At 35.1% G+C, this 17,437-nt stretch carries 17 protein-coding genes and 1 pseudogene; 3 read left to right on the top strand and 15 right to left on the bottom strand.

What is annotated here, in order from left to right; translation table 11 throughout:
• Positions 1 to 3 precede the first annotated feature (3 nt).
• The 8 genes from CQ058_RS02030 to CQ058_RS02065 all read right to left on the bottom strand — a co-directional run bounded on the left by CQ058_RS02030 (position 4) and on the right by CQ058_RS02065 (position 8,355).
• Complete coding sequence (locus CQ058_RS02030) at positions 4 to 951, bottom strand: ABC transporter ATP-binding protein (protein ID WP_033709046.1); 948 nt, start codon at positions 949 to 951, stop codon at positions 4 to 6.
• Positions 952 to 1,053: 102 nt separating this feature from the next.
• Positions 1,054 to 1,611, bottom strand: a complete 558-nt coding sequence (locus CQ058_RS31670) for a YdcF family protein (RefSeq protein ID WP_002127228.1) — start codon at positions 1,609 to 1,611, stop codon at positions 1,054 to 1,056.
• A 63-nt stretch (positions 1,612 to 1,674) separates the two neighbouring features.
• Positions 1,675 to 2,904, bottom strand: coding sequence for an MFS transporter (locus CQ058_RS02040; RefSeq protein ID WP_002189507.1), 1,230 nt, complete (start codon positions 2,902 to 2,904; stop codon positions 1,675 to 1,677).
• A 1-nt stretch (position 2,905) separates the two neighbouring features.
• Complete coding sequence (locus CQ058_RS02045; protein WP_002031805.1) at positions 2,906 to 3,442, bottom strand: NADPH-dependent FMN reductase; 537 nt, start codon at positions 3,440 to 3,442, stop codon at positions 2,906 to 2,908.
• Positions 3,443 to 3,584: 142 nt separating this feature from the next.
• Complete coding sequence (gene gnd, locus CQ058_RS02050; RefSeq protein ID WP_002189506.1) at positions 3,585 to 4,481, bottom strand: phosphogluconate dehydrogenase (NAD(+)-dependent, decarboxylating); 897 nt, start codon at positions 4,479 to 4,481, stop codon at positions 3,585 to 3,587.
• A gap of 18 nt (positions 4,482 to 4,499) precedes the next feature.
• A complete protein-coding gene (locus CQ058_RS02055) occupies positions 4,500 to 5,849 on the bottom strand; it encodes a GntP family permease (protein WP_002165883.1) in 1,350 nt (449 codons plus the stop codon).
• Positions 5,850 to 5,863: 14 nt separating this feature from the next.
• A complete protein-coding gene (gene gntK, locus CQ058_RS02060) occupies positions 5,864 to 7,402 on the bottom strand; it encodes a gluconokinase (RefSeq protein WP_105589418.1) in 1,539 nt (512 codons plus the stop codon).
• Positions 7,403 to 7,893: 491 nt separating this feature from the next.
• Positions 7,894 to 8,355, bottom strand: coding sequence for a hypothetical protein (locus CQ058_RS02065; RefSeq protein WP_002189504.1), 462 nt, complete (start codon positions 8,353 to 8,355; stop codon positions 7,894 to 7,896).
• Positions 8,356 to 8,564: 209 nt separating this feature from the next.
• Here CQ058_RS02065 and CQ058_RS02070 point away from each other — a divergent pair, with 209 nt between their 5' ends.
• Together CQ058_RS02070 and CQ058_RS02075 are read left to right on the top strand one after the other, a co-directional pair.
• Positions 8,565 to 9,467 (top strand): ABC transporter permease subunit, encoded by a 903-nt coding sequence (locus tag CQ058_RS02070; RefSeq protein ID WP_002012684.1) that lies wholly within the window; start codon positions 8,565 to 8,567, stop codon positions 9,465 to 9,467.
• On the top strand, positions 9,464 to 10,483 hold the full coding sequence (locus CQ058_RS02075; RefSeq protein ID WP_002189503.1) for an ABC transporter permease: 1,020 nt from the start codon (positions 9,464 to 9,466) through the stop codon (positions 10,481 to 10,483). The genes CQ058_RS02070 and CQ058_RS02075 overlap by 4 nt, the downstream gene beginning before the upstream one ends.
• Before the next feature lie 152 nt (positions 10,484 to 10,635).
• Here the strand turns inward: CQ058_RS02075 and adhP are convergent, their stop codons facing one another.
• From adhP to CQ058_RS02100, 5 genes are all read right to left on the bottom strand, one after another.
• The gene (gene adhP, locus CQ058_RS02080) at positions 10,636 to 11,673 is read right to left on the bottom strand and encodes an alcohol dehydrogenase AdhP (protein ID WP_002141642.1); all 1,038 of its coding nucleotides are present in this window, start codon (positions 11,671 to 11,673) and stop codon (positions 10,636 to 10,638) included.
• A gap of 377 nt (positions 11,674 to 12,050) precedes the next feature.
• Positions 12,051 to 12,905, bottom strand: a complete 855-nt coding sequence (locus tag CQ058_RS02085; protein ID WP_002012688.1) for a MurR/RpiR family transcriptional regulator — start codon at positions 12,903 to 12,905, stop codon at positions 12,051 to 12,053.
• A gap of 276 nt (positions 12,906 to 13,181) precedes the next feature.
• Positions 13,182 to 13,817, bottom strand: coding sequence for a response regulator (locus tag CQ058_RS02090; RefSeq protein WP_002189502.1), 636 nt, complete (start codon positions 13,815 to 13,817; stop codon positions 13,182 to 13,184).
• 14 nt (positions 13,818 to 13,831) lie between these two features.
• Entirely contained in the window at positions 13,832 to 14,950 is a 1,119-nt protein-coding gene (locus CQ058_RS02095; protein ID WP_002141640.1) for a GAF domain-containing sensor histidine kinase, read from the bottom strand.
• A gap of 151 nt (positions 14,951 to 15,101) precedes the next feature.
• The gene (locus CQ058_RS02100) at positions 15,102 to 15,995 is read right to left on the bottom strand and encodes a mechanosensitive ion channel family protein (protein WP_002141639.1); all 894 of its coding nucleotides are present in this window, start codon (positions 15,993 to 15,995) and stop codon (positions 15,102 to 15,104) included.
• 276 nt (positions 15,996 to 16,271) lie between these two features.
• Between CQ058_RS02100 and CQ058_RS02105 the strand changes: the two are divergent.
• A pseudogene (locus CQ058_RS02105) lies at positions 16,272 to 16,391 on the top strand (NUDIX hydrolase); the annotation flags it as partial.
• Positions 16,392 to 16,426: 35 nt separating this feature from the next.
• Here the strand turns inward: CQ058_RS02105 and CQ058_RS02110 are convergent.
• Both CQ058_RS02110 and CQ058_RS02115 read right to left on the bottom strand, forming a co-directional pair.
• On the bottom strand, positions 16,427 to 16,975 hold the full coding sequence (locus CQ058_RS02110; protein WP_002141638.1) for a cysteine hydrolase family protein: 549 nt from the start codon (positions 16,973 to 16,975) through the stop codon (positions 16,427 to 16,429).
• 239 nt (positions 16,976 to 17,214) lie between these two features.
• Positions 17,215 to 17,397 carry a hypothetical protein gene (locus tag CQ058_RS02115; RefSeq protein WP_235713853.1) on the bottom strand — a complete coding sequence of 61 codons (183 nt, stop codon included), beginning with the start codon at positions 17,395 to 17,397 and terminating at the stop codon, positions 17,215 to 17,217.
• Positions 17,398 to 17,437: the final 40 nt, after the last annotated feature.

A 17,437-nucleotide genomic window follows, 5' to 3' on the forward strand; every position in this document is an offset into this window, starting at 1 on the left:
TGTTTAGCCTCTTTCCTTCATTTGTTCAACAATGTAATTGACAATATGACGACTTGTTAACGCTCCAACATATTGACCATGCTCTTCAACCGGCACTGACTCTTCAGTTTGTAAGCGGACTAGTGCTTCTTGTAATGACGAATGTAAAGATAAAGCATTCCCTTCAACTCGTATACCCTCGTCTAGCGGCAATACCTCTTCTATACTCTTCCCCTCATACCAAGGTCGTCCACGATTTCCAATGAACTCCTCTACAAACTCATTTTTCGGGTTATGTATAATTCCTTCTGGTGTATCTAATTGAACAACTTTTCCTTCTTTCATTACACAAATACGATCACCAAGTGATAAAGCCTCTTGCATATCGTGCGTTACGAACACGATTGTTTTTTGAATCTTTTTTTGCAATTGTACGATATCCTTCTGAAGCTGCTCCCTACTTAACGGATCTAACGCACTAAATGGCTCGTCCATAAGTACAATTTTCGGGTTTGCGGCTAATGCCCGTACAACACCAACACGTTGTTTCTGCCCTCCTGACAATTCATCTGGCATGCGATCACGATATACATCTGGATCGAGCCCAACCATCTGTAGCAAGTCATCGACACGTGCTTTTATTTCCTTTTTGGTCCATTTTCTCATTTCAGGGACAACTGCAATATTTTCAGCAATTGTCATATGTGGAAACAGCGCAATCTGCTGCAACACGTACCCTATATTCCAACGTAGTTCGTTTATGTTATATTGTTGAATATCTTTTCCATCGATTAAAATTGATCCTTCCGTCGTTTCAATTAAACGGTTAATCATCTTCATTGTCGTTGTTTTCCCGCAACCACTCGGACCAATGAGAACAAAAAATTCTCCTTTTTTAATTTCTAAATGTAATGAATCCACTGCTTTTGTGCCATCTTCATACGCTTTTGACACATGATTAAATTGAATCACAGACACAACTCCTTTCATGTTGTTTCCTTTATTTTGATGGAATATAACATTCATTTCAAATGATACGCTTTATTATACAAAAAAAGAGCTCTCATTTGAGCTCTAACGGTCGAACAATATTGTTTTCATAATTGCAGCATATTCACGCACATACGCTTTTTTCTTAGAGCGTCTCGGTGTTTCAGCAGCCAAAGCTTCCATCTTTATCCCTAAACGCTTTGCAATTATTTTCGTTCGATATAAATGATACGTATTACTTACAACTACCGCATGCTTTACATCATATAAATCCATACTAAACTTTAAATTTTCATACGTATTTGTAGAGCGGTCTTCAATTAAAATACGATTCTCATCTATACCATGTACCATTAAATAGTTTCTCATACTGTGAGCTTCCGGTATATCTTCATCTTCCCCTTGACCACCTGAAACAATTACTTTCACCTCAGGGTGAGCATGTAAATATTCCAACGCTATATCCAAACGATTTTGAAGAGATAAAGACGGTCTATCTCCAAATAACTTTGCACCTAATATAAGAACGTATGGAGAGTGATTACTCAATGTTTCACGAGCAACTTTATTCATTCGAAACGTCATATAAATGATGTATAGCGGAGGTAGTAATAAGATTATAAGCAATATCCATTTGTTCATAAATAAGTTAACACTCCCTTTCTTTTTATTATATAGAAAAAGAAAAGGAGGCAGAAGTATTTTTTAAACAATTGATTTATTAGACACATTCGCTTCCGTTTTACGTTTTGAAATTACATAATAAAAAGCAATCCCTAATGATAGGATCAATATACAGCTCAGTACGTAAAACGGGATCATTACCCCTGCTTTAGATACGCCTGCCGTAAACAACATTAATAATACAATTCGAATTCCTGTGCCAATTAATCGAAATAAGCTGTCCACACGTCCCATTACTTCGTTTGGGATTTCTTCCATCATCAATACATTTCTCGCCACTCGTGTTCCAGCATTTCCAATCGCATGGAAAATCGCTAGTCCATATAATAACATAATGGAAGGCTCAATAATCATTGCGGTAATTGAAATTACATAAATAACCATCGTCATAACGATTGAAATTTCTATTTTGACATATTTCATCATGATTGGAATACTTATTCCTGCAAGAACCGCTCCGACACCGTACATCATACCTTCAATTGCGTATACAGAGGCACTAGCTGTGAGTATATCTGAAATATATACTGGGATTAAATAATTTGCCATCATGACACCGATAAACGGCATATAAGTCGCTAGTAAAAACCAAAATAACTTAGGGCGCTTTTTCATAAAGTGAATTCCTTCGAACAATTGCTTCTTAAATGTTGCTTTCCGTTTTACTTCTTTTTTCTTTACATACGGTATACATAAGAAAAGAAAAAATGCTCCTGCAAAAGTTAACATATCCACTAACAAGATCCATTCCAAAGAAATAATCTCAATTAAAAAGCTAGCAGCTGCGCCTGAAATAACTTGCGTTAATTGTCCTTGTATTTCCATTGTGCCACTTAAACTTTTATAATGCTCTGATTGAAATATTTCTTGGTTAAATGCAAATATTGTGGGATAGAATAATAGATAATAGAAAGAACCTGCTATATAAATAATAATGTAATGAATAGAATTGTATGATTGCCCAGCAAATCCCCAAATGGCCATCATTCCTATAATGGCTATCCCGATACCTTCGTTACATAACAATAAAGATTTTCTTGAAAAACGATCTATGCTTTGCCCAATGAATGGTGTTAGTAAAAACATGATGAGAGTTGCAACGATAGAAACATAACCAAATGTTGTCTCTCCTCCACTTTCCTTAATTAACAACCACGGAATCGTTATCATAACAATCCCGGAACCAATAGCGGATAAACTATTGGCTCCTAGAATGTAATACAAGCGAGAATCATGATAAAGAGAGGACATATCACTCAACTCCTAATTGTTTTTTCACCTCTTTATATACACTCATATATGCTTTTAATTCTTTAACTAAATCATGAATTAATGGTTTTGCATCTTCTCCAAGTTCACTATCTTGCACATGTAATCCATCAAGCACGACTTGTTTTGGAATTGCATTTGCGTAAACGCCTCTAGCGACAGTCCGCATACTATTTAATGCGTTTATTCCCCCTTTACCTCCTCCAGCAACTGCTAGTAATGCGACAGGCTTATGGATGAATTCACTGCTACTTAAGTAATCTAACGAATTTTTCAACGCTCCGCTCATCGCGTTATGATATTCTGGTGTACATAGTACTACTCCATCCGCAGCTTTCACTAAAGCTTTTAATTTTTTTACTGCCTCTAATTCACGTTGTGATTCTTCTCCATTATATAAAGGCAATTCCGCTACTGCTAAATCGTATAACTCCCCTTCAAATTGCTCTGCAATATATTTTGCCACAACGCGAGTTCTACCGAATTTTCTTGGTGTACCGTTAATAACGACTAGTTTCATAATTATTTCTCCCCTTTGTTTTCAAGTTATATTTATATATTATCAGAAATTTCTATACAAAACACAGTAAAAAGAGGGAAAAACTTTCATTAAATAGTATGAGAAATAAAAAAACTCATACTTTCGTATGAGTTTCACAAAACTATTTTTTCACAACCTCATGTCCACCGAATTGATTACGAAGTGCGGAAACCACTTTTCCGTGGAATGTATCATCTTCTTGTGAACGGTAGCGCATAAATAATGACATAGCGATAACTGGTGCCGCTGCTTGTAATTCAAGCGCAGTTTCAACAGTCCATTTCCCTTCTCCTGAAGAGTTCATAACACCTTTAATGCCATCAAGTTTCGGATCTTCTGCAAATGCTTTTTCAGTTAAGTCCATTAACCAACCACGGATAACCGATCCGTTTGCCCATACTTTTGCAACATCTTCATAATTGAAATCAAAATCACTTTTATCTAGTACTTCAAATCCTTCAGCGATTGCTTGCATCATTCCGTATTCAATACCGTTGTGAACCATTTTTAAGAAATGCCCACTACCGACGCGGCCTGCATATGAATAACCATTTTCTACTGCTAAATCTTTAAATAAAGGTTCTAGTTGATCATAAATTTCTTTTTCTCCACCAACCATTAAGCAAGCACCGTATCTAGCTCCTTCCACACCACCTGATGTACCGATATCTACATAATGTAAACCAAAGCTTTTCGCTTCTTCAGCACGGCGTAACGTATCTTTATAGAATGAATTTCCGCCTTCAATAACGATATCGCCTTCCTCTAATAATGGATATACATCTTTTAGTACTGACTCGACAACTTCTCCTGCAGGTACCATTACCCAAATTGTACGAGGTGCTTCTAGTTCAGCAATCATTTCTTTTAACGTATGACGAGCAGTAATCCCTAATTCCCCTGCCTTTTCAACAAGCTCATTATTTACATCGTATACAACTACTTCATGCTTGTCTTCATGTAAGTGTTCAGCTAATGGGAATCCCATTTTTCCTAATCCAATTAAACCTAGTTTCATATTAATCAATCTCCCATTCTATACAAATATATTTAATAACGAAATTAGCCCAAGTGCTACAACAGATAATATTGTCTCCATTGCAGTCCATGTTAATAATGTTTCTTTCACAGTCATTCCGAAATACTCTTTAATCATCCAAAATCCAGAATCATTTACATGCGATAAAATTAATGACCCTGCTCCTGTTGCAAGTGCCAGTAACTCTACATTCACTCCTGGTGTACTTGCCGCAATCGGTGCCACTATTCCTGCTGCTGTCATCATGGAAACAGTAGCAGAGCCAGTCGCGATTCGAATAAGTGCAGCAATTCCCCAACCTAATAATATCGGTGAAATATGTGATTCTTTCGCCATCTCCGCAATTGTAGTTCCAATTCCAGAATCTAATAACACTTTATTAAAGGCACCACCTGCACCGATAACTAACAGTATGTTTGCAATTGGGCCTAAACAATCATTTGTAACTTGTAAGACTTTGTCTTTAGAAAACCCTTTTGCATAGCCAAGACTAAAGAAAGAATATATCGTTGCAATTAATAATGCGACTATTGGATCTCCAATAAAATGCAATACTTGTGCAAGTTGGCTTGTTTTATTTAATGCTACTTCCGCTATCGATGCACCTAGCATAAGAAATACTGGAAGTAAAATAGTAAACAATGTATTTCCGAAGCTAGGAAGTTCCTTCTTCTTATCTCTTTCAATAAATTGCTCCGCTATATCTAACGGTACTTCTTTATGTATACGAGCACCAATCCATTTCCCGTAAAGCGGACCTGCAATTATTGCAGTTGGAAGTCCGACAATTAATGCATATAAAATTGTCTTCCCTACATCTGCTTTAAATATACCTACCGCTGCCATTGCTGCTGGATGCGGTGGAACAAGTCCGTGTACAACCGAAAGACCTGCTACTAGCGGAATACCGATTGTAATAAGTGATACCCCTGTTTCTAACGCAATTGTAAATACTAACGGAATTAATAGTACAAATCCAACTTGGAAAAATACCGGAATCCCTACTATAAATGCAACGAACATCATTGCCCAGTGAACACGCTTTTTCCCAAAACGTCCAATTAATGTGTTAGCAATTCGTTCAGCACCGCCAGACTCAGCCATCATTTTTCCAAGCATTGTTCCTAAAGCTAAAACAATCGCTAAAAACCCTAACGTATTACCAAGACCTAATTTAATAGAATCGATAATCCCCGGATGTTGTGGTGAAGTTCCAATTAAGGGCATCCCCATTGCTAGCCCAACTCCGATTGCTGTTAAAATTAACGCGACAAATGGATGCCATTTCACTACCGTAATTAGTAAAAGTAATATAACAACAGCCGCTAGTACGATCCCAACTACCATTTCTCCCAATCCCCCTATTGTTTACGTTGGAAAGCAGCTATACAATCAAATTCTTCTTTCAAACGATTGTAAAGTCGTTCATACATATAAAACATCTCTAAATATAAAGCCGTATTTTCTTTATTCGGTACATGGTGATGGACAATATCAATCCAATCCTTCACCTCTTCAAGAGAATCAATTTTCCCAATTGCATACAAAGCAAGTGCTGCTGCCCCAAGCGCAGATGCTTCATGACTTTCTGGAACAAGCAATTCTTTCCCCATCATGTCAGATAACATTTGTCTCCAAAATGCAGATTTCGCAAAGCCTCCTGAAACACGTATTTCAGTAAGTGGCCCTGTACAATCTCGAATGGCAAGTGCTACTGAATACACACTCATACAAACACCTTCCATAACTGCTCGTATGAAATGTTCACGTTTATGCTGAAGGTTTATCCCGAAGAATGTACCTCGAGCATTTGCATTCCAGTAGGGTGCACGTTCTCCAGATAGAAACGGTAAAAATAGTAATCCATCTGCTCCAGCTGGTACACTTTCTGCATACTTAATTAATAAATCATAAGGATCAATTCCAAGCTTTCTTGCTACCTCTTGCTCTGGGCTACCAAATTCATCACGTAACCATCTAAGTAATATTCCACCGTTATTCGTTGGTCCGCCGATCACCCAGTGCTCATCTGTTAATGCGTAACAAAAAGTTCTTCCTTTTTCATCTGTATTAACACTCGATGAAATTGTTCGAACCGCACCACTTGTCCCGATCGTAATTGCAGCTGAGCCAGGTGATATTGCACCGACACCTACATTTGCAAGAACACCATCACTTGCACCAATAACAACCGGAGTATCCTCACTAATACCCATCTTTTGTGCTAATTCCGGCTTCATTCCCGATAAAATATATGTAGTTGGTACAGGTGTTGATAATTGTTCTGGTGACATATTTAACATAGTTAAAACATCTTCATCCCAGTTTAATGTTTTTAAATTAAATAACCCTGTAGCAGATGCGATAGAATAATCAACTACATAGCGTGAAAATAATTGATAAATGACATACTCTTTAATGGAAATAAATTTATGAGCAGTTCTGAATAACTCCGTTTCTTCTTCTTTCATCCACAATAATTTAGAAAGTGGTGACATCGGATGAATCGGTGTACCAGTTCTTCTATAAATGTCATGACCATTCATTTGTTGTAATAGTTTTTCTGATTGCTTTGTGCTTCGATTATCTGCCCAAATGATAGAACGCGTTAACGGCGCACCGTTTTCATCTACTGCAATTAAGACATGCATCGCTGTACTAATACCGATTGAAGAAATATCCTCTGCTGACACATTACCCTTTCCAATGGCAACGCTTACAGTTTTATATACAGCAGCACATATTACATCAGGATCTTGCTCAGCCCATCCGACGTTCGGTTGAATAATTGGATAATCAATTGCATGTGAAGCAACGACTTTTCCTTTTTCAGTGAATACAACCGTTTTCGTACTTGTGGTACCGATGTCAATCCCGATTACTCTCCCCCTTGTTTCCATGCGAACCTTCCCTTCGTTTCTAGCAAAATACGATCTAGTAAACCGTTTACATGAATTAGTATATAAAATATTTTTTCATAAATCAAGTTACAAGAAGAAAATTTTTTTCAATTCAAAATGTAACCCCCATTTTATTTCACTTATCCATACACATAGATCGACTAAATCTTTTGTTTAGTATTTGCTGGTTCGTTGCACGAAACCAACATCTCTCGTAAGATATTTGGAAATAAAAAGCTTTGAATTTCTCAAGCAAATAATTGTAATTCATTGGATACAGAAATAGACATACAAAAACGCCATCCTTTCCTGTGATTTTACAGAATGAATAGCGTATTTTGTAACGGGAACATAAAGTTTGATAAATTAATATAGATAAACTTAATAAATGAACAAAAAGAAAGAGCGTTTTAACAAAGGATTAATTATTATTTGTATTTCTTGTTCAACTACATAACTCGTTAATTAAACGAGAGACTAGTATACATTAATTATTCAATTAATGTTTGTAAAGCTGTTTCAATGTCTGTTTCTAAATTATTTCTTGATGTATCATATAAAGTCCCAGTACCTTTAAAATAACCACCATAGTAATACCATAACTGTATGAAATCTGCATATTCATCATCTTCAACAGTAACATCATTAAAATCTATTATTATTTCAGAACGATATTCTTTTTCTAGACATTTCTCAGAATTTAAGTCTTCTATTTCATCTCCGTCAATATCCCTATTAACCCATATTTTTAGGTTTCGTTTTCCTTTTCTCTCAAATTCATTTATATATTTTTTTTGAAGAACTTTACTATATTCTGATCCTAACCTTTCTAATTCAACTATCTTTCTTTTTAATTCTTCATTTATCTCACTTTCAGAAATCAAAATGTACCTCTCATCTTCTAAATCATTCTCTTTATCTTTTTTAAATAACCTTTTTAATTTATCAAACATTCTTTCCCCTCCACCTAAAGATAATAATATATAAGTTCTCGTTTTCTTAGTTTGATGGACATAGGGCGTGGCTGCCTACTATCACTTTTTTACCTTGTAAATATATGTTCCATACTATAAAATCTAATAGTATTTATATTTTTCTGAAAAATCAAAACAAAATATGATCTTTATTGTATAATGTTGTAAAAAGATGTCGGAGGGATTTAATGTTATATAAAATATCTCAATTCACAATAAAACTTTCATCAATTCTTTTATCACTCTTACTATTACTAAATTTACCTTATTTATTTATCACTCAACAGGGATTCACTTTTCAACCAATTCATTTTTTTAATCAGATCGTTACTATGTTAAAACAGGTTTTCTCCCCTGAATCATTAGTAGTTATGGGATCAGACCCGAAATTTGGTCATTTCAAAAAGACACCATTATTTCCAACTGTTTTAGAACCTTACCTATATTCATTTACTGTATTATTTATAGCCTTTTTGCTTGCACTCTTTCTATCATCTAGTATGGCATTTTTTTATTTTTTAGCAAAAGATTATATAAAAAAATGGATAAACCGAATTGTGTTCATATTAGAAGCTGTCCCTGATATGATGATGATGATTTGTTTGCAAATATTTTTCATATGGGTACTTCAGAAATTCGGGGAATCTCCTGTCACCATTATTTCTTTTAATGAAAATCGAGCTTATTTACTCCCTATTTTATCTTTAGCAGTCTTACCTACATTACAAATGTTTCGGATGATGGTGTTATACATAAAAGAAGAACATGAAAAACATTACGTAGAGGTTGCATATGGAAAAGGACTTTCATCAAGTTATATACTATGCATTCATTTATTCAAAAATATATCTATCCACTTCTTTCATCATTTAAAAACGATTTTTGTTTTCTTACTTTCTAACTTATTCATTTTAGAATTTGTTTTTAATATGGAAGGCATTATTCAATTTTTATTTAAGAAGGCGTTTATTTCACCTCCAGCTGCATTTATCATACTTGTTATGATTATTTTACCGTTTTATGCCATTTTTCAAATAATCTCATTCATGATGAATAGATGGAAAAAGCAATTGAAAGGAGCAGCATTATGAAATCTATTTGGAAATCAAAACGATTTTTAATCGGCTTTACTTATCTATTCATACTTGTTTCAGCTAGTTTTATTTATAGTTGGTTCTTTAAAGATAACATCCCAAAACCTCCTCAGTTACTTTACAATGACAATAACGAATTACTTGGAAAGGCCCCCTTTTCGCCATTGTTAATGCCGCCTTTTGGATCTGATCGTTTTGGAGAGTCTGTTTTCTTACAAATTGTAGAAGGAGCAAAATTCACCATTTTATTAGCCGTGGCAATTAGCTTCTTTCGAATTTTATGCGGAACATGTATAGGAATCCTCTTGAGTTTATACGCTCCAAGATTCAAGAGATTTTTCCAGGCATGCTCAGAAGTTTTTTACTATATTCCTACTTTATTTATCGCATTTATACTCATCACGCCCGTTAATATTGTAATCATATCAAATGCTGATAGATTAGATCCAAATATTTCATTTGCGTTTTATCAAGTTCTCGTACTTATTTTCGTCGCTCTACCTACACTTTCTTTATATATCTCCTCAGAGGTTGATGAATTTATGAAACGAGATTACATTTTAAGTTCACAATTACTGGGTGCTAGCCGTTTTCATATTATCAAAAAACACTTACGAGTCTTATTACTTGATCGCTTATTTGTGTTATTTATGGAACATATCGTCCAAACACTCATACTCGTTATCCATTTAGCGTTGCTTGATATTGTAATTGGTGGGATACAAATGCGTGAACTCTATGACGGAGTACTCAAACCTGTTTCTCTATCGAATGATTGGGCAGGCCTTATTGGATTAAATCGTTATGAAATGAATATTTCATGGTGGATTATTTTGTATACTCTCGTTTCATTCTTTATTACGATTCTATTTATTAAGCTTATGACAATCGGGATTCAAGATGCACTGAAAGCAAGAGATTCGCAAGTTGTAGCAATTCAAACCGTTCCAAATCATAAAAAATTTGTTAAAAGTAAAGATTCTTTTTCGTTTGTAGATAAAGTGAACCTTTAATCATGTCTCATCAATCAAGTATTAATTGGCATTGATATTAGTAGAATATAAAAAAGATGATCCCTATTGAATACGAGGGATCATCTTTTTTATGCCGTCTAACTTTTTTAAATGACCTTTGCTAGACTCATGCTTTTTATATTTAAAATGAATTATTTACACTCACAATTATGCTGTTTAAAATCGATTACCATACGCCCTTGAATTCTACCTTGTTCCATTTCTTCGAATACATTTTGTACTTTATCTAGAGAACACGTTTGAACAACTGGCACTACTTTTCCTTCTGCGCCGAACGTAAATGCCTCCTCCAGATCCTTACGAGTACCAACTAGAGAACCAACTACTTCAATTCCGTCTAATACAAGTCGTGGAATGTTTAAATCCATAGTTTCTACTGGTAAACCTACCGCAACTACTTTACCGCAAGCACGTACTGCATCAACTGCTGAGTTGAAGGCTACTTTAGAAACTGCTGTTACTACAGCAGCATAAGCACCACCAAACTCCTCTTGAACAATTTTATCAGCAGGACCTTGAGAAATTGGATTGATAGTCATATCAGCGCCAACTTCTTTTGCTAAGGCTAATTTGTCGTCATTGATATCTACTGCAATTACCTTTGCACCAAATACGTTTTTAGCATATTGAATAGCTAGGTTACCTAATCCACCACAACCATAGATTACGATAGGTTGACCAGGTTTAATGTCTGATACTTTTATAGCTTTATATGTAGTTACGCCCGCACATGTGATTGATGATGCTTGAGCAGGATCTAATCCTTCTGGTACCTTCACCGCATAATCAGCTGTAACAATACATTGTTCAGCCATACCACCATCTACTGAATAACCAGCATTTTTCACTTCACGGCAGAATGTTTCTCTCCCCGTTACGCAATATTCACAACGTCCACAAGATTGGAACATCCATGCAATACTTACACGGTCACCTATCTTTAGTGAAGTAACATCATCAGCAATTTTAGTAACAATACCTACACCCTCATGACCAAGGATGCGGCCATCGGTGTTTCCAAAATCATGATTCGCAACGTGTAAATCAGTGTGGCAAACTCCACAATACTCTACATCTACTAGCGCTTCACCCGAGTGTAACGGACGTAATTCTTTTTCAATAACTTCAATATTTGCTTTGCTGTTTTTATTAACTACTACTGCTTTCATATGTGATCTCCCCTTTAGTGTTTTAGAGTTTTAATGAGTTTATCTCACAACTACTGTCCTCACTATTTTGGCTAATTATTGTACCAAATTTAAGTGTTCAATCATCATTACAGGTTCATCATAACATGGAATTCCATAAGCTTATTGTAAAATATTGAACAATATTTGAATTATTACCCAATACGTATTTTGATGTATCAAGCTACTTGTTAAATTTCATATGCAAAATATCGAGGTTTAAAAAATGAATGGTCTAAAAGATGAGAGATTATTATAGGTAATTGGCATATTTCTATAGACACTTAGAACAAGTAGATCTAGAGGGTATATCAACAGACTACTCGCGAATATAAAAAGCTCTTCATTTGAAGAGCTTTTTATATTCGCTTCATCGAAATAGTTTCACGTATACTTTGTAAATTTTGTAGTGTTTCCTCTTGTCGCTGCAATGACAATCCCACATACAAAGTATCTAATAAACTAAGCTGCGCTAATCGTGACGAACTTGCTTCTGTACGAAATTCCGTCTCACGCGTCGAAGTATATAATGTTATATGAGCAAGTTGGCTTAATGCCGATTTTTGATAGCTCGTAATCGCAATAATTTTGGCCCCTCTTGCTTTCGCTACTTCTAACGCTTCAAGTAAACCTTTATTACTGCCCGAATGAGAAATTGCAATGACCACTGCTTCTTTTGTCAGCAAGCCAGCTCCCATAATTTGAAAATGTGAATCCGTATGAGCAATACAAGAAATACCCGTTCTCATAAACTTATGATAAGCATCCATCGCAATAATACCTGAACCACCATTTCCATAAAACTCAATTCGTTTCGCTTCATTCAGCGCACTTACTGCCTGTTCCAACGCGTTATCGTTTAACAAATGTAATGTATCTTGCAGTCCTGTAATATGTGAATGAAAAACTTTTTTAGCAACAGTGACAATATTATCTTCTACCGATACTTCCTCATGAATATTTTGCATCGGGGTATGTACAATCTCACGAGCTAATGTAATTTTCAAGTCTTGGAACCCTTGAAAACCTAAGTGTTTGCATAAGCGGAATATCGTTGCTTCGGAACTATTCGTAACTTCCGCTAATTCCGTAATCGATTTATGTACAACATCTTGTGGATGTTTCAAAATATGTTCGGCAATACTTCGTAATTTCGGTGATAAACCATTTAACGAAGCCTGAATCTTTCCAATCCCACTTTTTGTACCAGGCATAGCGTATCTTCCCCTTCCATAGTAGCTTTATCCCGTATTAACGGGCAGTAAGACTCCCACCTCAAAATCCGATGAATGCAAGGGAGTTAGGTGGGAGATCAACTGCCCGTAAAAACCCGATTGGTTCAACTAATAATCAGTGGGGATAGCCCCCCACTGATTAAAGTTTCACTTTATTGTACCTAATAATCGAAAGAAGAAACACCTTTATTTAGCGATTTTATTTGCTCCTATGTATTCTACCGTAACATATGACACAATTATTCATACTTATTTCTAGTTTTCCCCATGCTTTACTGCGTATAATGCAGCTTGTGTACGATCACCTACTTCTAATTTAGCCAATACGTTAGAAACGTGTGTTTTCACAGTTTGTTCTGTAATATGAAGCTCTGCTGCAATCTCCTTATTGCTTCTTCCTTTCGCAATTTCACGAAGTACTTCTTGTTCCCTTTTTGTTAACATAGAAAAAGGATTCTCTTTTTCTTTCTTGACTGCTGATCGTCCTAATAGTGCTGGTGTTACTTTCGGGTGAAAATTTGCATTTCCTTGATATACCGCAACGATTGACGCAACAAGTTGATCTGGCTGCACTTCTTTTAATTGATAACCATCTGCCCCAGCTTCTAATGCTGGTAAAACATAATCTTGTTCTGAAAAACTACTGAGCATAAGTATCTTTATCGTCTCATCGTATTGTTTTATACGTTTTGTCGCTTCAATACCATCCATTTTCGGCATTGATAAATCCATTAATACTACATCTGGCCTTTCTGTTTGGACGAATGTTAATGCTTCTTCACCATTTTCTGCTTCCCCAATAATTTCAAATTCTTCTCTCGTCTTCAAAAAAAATACAAGTCCCCTTCGAACGATATGATGATCTTCTACAAGTAATAATTTAATTTTCACAGACGTTCTCCCTCTCAAACCGGTAATTGAATTTCTATCTTCGTTCCCTTTTCTGGTTCTGCTTTTATTCGAAAAATCCCCCTCATTAATTCAATTCGTTCTTTCATACTTTTCAAGCCAAGTGCGGACTCTCTTACTTGATCCTGTATAAATCCTATTCCGTTATCTTCTATGTAAAAGTGCAGCTTATTATCTTCAATCCTTAAATGAACACATACTTTTTCACACGAAGCATGCTTTTTACAATTATGTAATGCCTCTTGGCTTATACGCCATAAAACTTCTTCTATTTCATCTTCAATTAAAACCATTCCATCAATTCGAACTTCCACTTGAATCCCTAACAGTTTTCCGTAATTTTGTATCGCTTCTGCTAAACCTTTCTCTAATCCTTCAGGCCTTAATTGCCAAATCAAAAGTGTCATCTCTTGTAATGCTTCCTGTGATAATTCTCCAATATAACTTAACATCTCTTGCAAGTCTCTATCCTTCGTCATATTTAGAGTCCCTTTCGCTGTTAGCATAATTGAAAATAACAATTGTTTAACGGAATCATGTAAATCACGAGCCAATCGATTTCTTTCAGCTACAACTACATATTTCCGTTCTTTCTCAACTAATTCAATACGTTGTATTGTCGTTCCAATTTGAAATGCAATCGCTTCTAATAACGCTAACTCTTCCTCAGAAAAATGTGTTTTATGGGGCGAGGCAACATTTAATAGACCAAATTTCTCTGATCCAGATCTTAGTGGGATTGTCGCATGATGTGTAACATCTTCGGTCTCTCCCCAATTACATTCAATCGCATCCTCTATTCGTTTACATTCAATAATATTTGTCGCTTTTTCCAATCTTCCGTTCACAAAACGTTCTACACACCAACAATCTCCTTCACACATCGGCTTCTTTTCTTGCCACATAAGAGCTGGTGGTAAGTTTTGGTCTACAAGCATACGATGCTTTCCACTTTTATCAATAAAGAATATCCAGCCTGTTTGTAAATTCATAACTTGTAATAATGTATGTAACACTTTTTCTAACATTTCCTGTAAGTTTGTCGCTTCATTTAGTAACTCAGCAATTTCTTTTAATGCTTCTAAACGATGCATCTCTTTTTCATCTATGTTCATTCTCATCACCAACTACCATTATAACATTAAGAAATTTCTAAATACTACAAACAAAAAAGAGCTGAATTCCTTCAACTCTTTTTCAGGAGATATCCCCTACAGTTCATTCAAATCCAAATTCTAAATAAAAACAGAAATTAGCTAGTTTTCTTTAACTGTCTGATAAAGATTGTCCCCCATGAATATGCTGTAAACTTTCAGTGTTAACGAACATATTCGCTGCTGGCATTTGCACTTGATTTTTATGGAACATAGACATTAATTCAAATCTTACTTGTCTGGAAGTTTCAAAATAATCTTCAGGTTTAATCAAACCTGTAATACAAAATTCATATCCAACATATTTAAGGTTAGGATTTAAGTCTGTAACTCCAACATATTTAAATGGTTCAACAGCTTCATCATCTACTCTATAAAGATTTTGGTCCAATTTTTCATTACAAATAACACATACTTCTTCTAACAATTCCTTAACTCTTGTAGGATCTTCCTGATAACTTACCGTGATGCGTTCAATAACTCGCATCCACCCTTTATTAAAATTCTGTATCGTTCTAATCTCTCCATGTGGTATGGTAAGGAGCTTCCCTGACCATTCACGAATTTGCATAAAACGAATACTAATTTCCTCAATAGTTCCTGAATTTGTTCCGTTAAAAGTTACAAAATCGCCAACACGAAACTCTTTGTCCGCTAATCTTGCGAAGCCTAATATGACATCTTTTAGCATCTGTTGTGCAGCAAAACCGATGACAACTCCCGCTATCCCTGCACCTGCAATAATACTTTTTATATCTACAAATTGACTAATTAAATATATGATCAGACTGATGATAATGATATATCTAAAAATAGATCGAATAACACTTTGAATCGTCTGCTCTACCTCTTCATCAAAAAAGCTTGATTTTTTAAAAAACCAATCAATAATGCGGTTTATGACAAAAGAAATAATGATAAGAACTAAAGCAAATAGTAAAAATCTTAAAAGTAAAAACTCCCTTACATAATTAAAAAACTCCTCAGTATACGTTAATAAACTCATCCATCCACTTCCTTACTAATGAAAATTTCATGCAAAGCTGCTTTATTGTAAATACGCATTTATCATCTCAACACTTGTTTTCAGAACATCTTTTCTCCTGACCTTAAATCATACTTTCTTAACTATGTATTTGTATTCATTGTTCATCTTCAACAATATAATCCTTTCATCAATCTTTCAACTTCAGTATTTACTATAACCCTTTTTAATCCTCTAAAGGGATATTACAATAGAATTTTTTATAAAGGACTTTCTTTTAAGTTCGCAATACTCACCTCGTTAAAAGCAGGCGAAGCTGAATCATTACATGTACAATTTTTTGATTTAAATGGGCTACCAGAAAAGATTAGCCCGTTCATTAAAAAGTTAATTCAACAGCAAGTCGTCTCTATTTAAATGTGAAAAAGAGACCTTTTGAAGGCCTCTTTTTTTCACTTCACTTCTGCATTTAAACAAGATTTAAAATGTCCAAGTGCATATTCATGCCCTTGCGCATTAAAAGATGCTACTGCTTTTTCATAAACGACAATTTGAAACCCTTTGTTATAAGCATCTACTGCTGTATGAAGGACGCAAATATCTGTACATACACCTACAAGATGCACTTCCCCTATTCCTCTTTCTCTTAGCTTCATTTCTAAATCCGTTCCTGCAAAAGCACTGTAACGTGTTTTGTCCATGTAATATACATTTTCAGCATTTTTATATTTTTCGTATACTTCTTGTAATTCACCGAATAAGTCTCTTCCATTTGTATCTGCTATATTATGAGGTGGAAACAATTTCGCTTCTGGATGATATACATCATTGTTTTCATGTTTATCGATCGCAAATACTACGTAATCACCTTTTTCAATAAATTGTTTCGTTACACTTACAAGTTCCTTCTCAATTTCTTGACCTGGTTTCCCGCATGTTAAAGCACCTTTTTCAGCTACAAAATCATATGTATAATCAATATTTATAAGAGCTCTTTTCATAACTACAATCTCTCCTTCTTCTGTTTCACAGTAAACAATAGAAAATTTGTTATTACGACATCGTATGTACTATTCGACATTTCAAATGAAATCCCTACATTTCCAAATCAATACTTACCTTAATCCGAGTTTATCATAAAGTGAAACTTTAATCATAGGGGGTTATTATCCTTCACCAATCGGGCTTTTACGGGCAGCCCGACTCCCACCTAACTAACTTCCTCGCATGTGCCGAATTTTCAGGTGGGGTTCTTATTGTCCGTTAAGGCGGGATAAAACCGATACACAATGACAAAACATACAGCTCCAATTAACAAGTCATGAATGTGATAATTGAGCGTAACTTCAACCGCCTCTTGTAAAGTAAACCAAATGACCGAAAACATTATAATAAATAAGAAAATACGAATAACTCGTTTCAAACTTTCAATCCCTTCCTCTTACATGATAGTAAAGAATAAG

It is taken from the genome of Bacillus sp. MYb56, assembly GCF_002976445.1.
Taxonomy (GTDB): Bacteria; Bacillota; Bacilli; order Bacillales; family Bacillaceae_G; genus Bacillus_A; species Bacillus_A mycoides.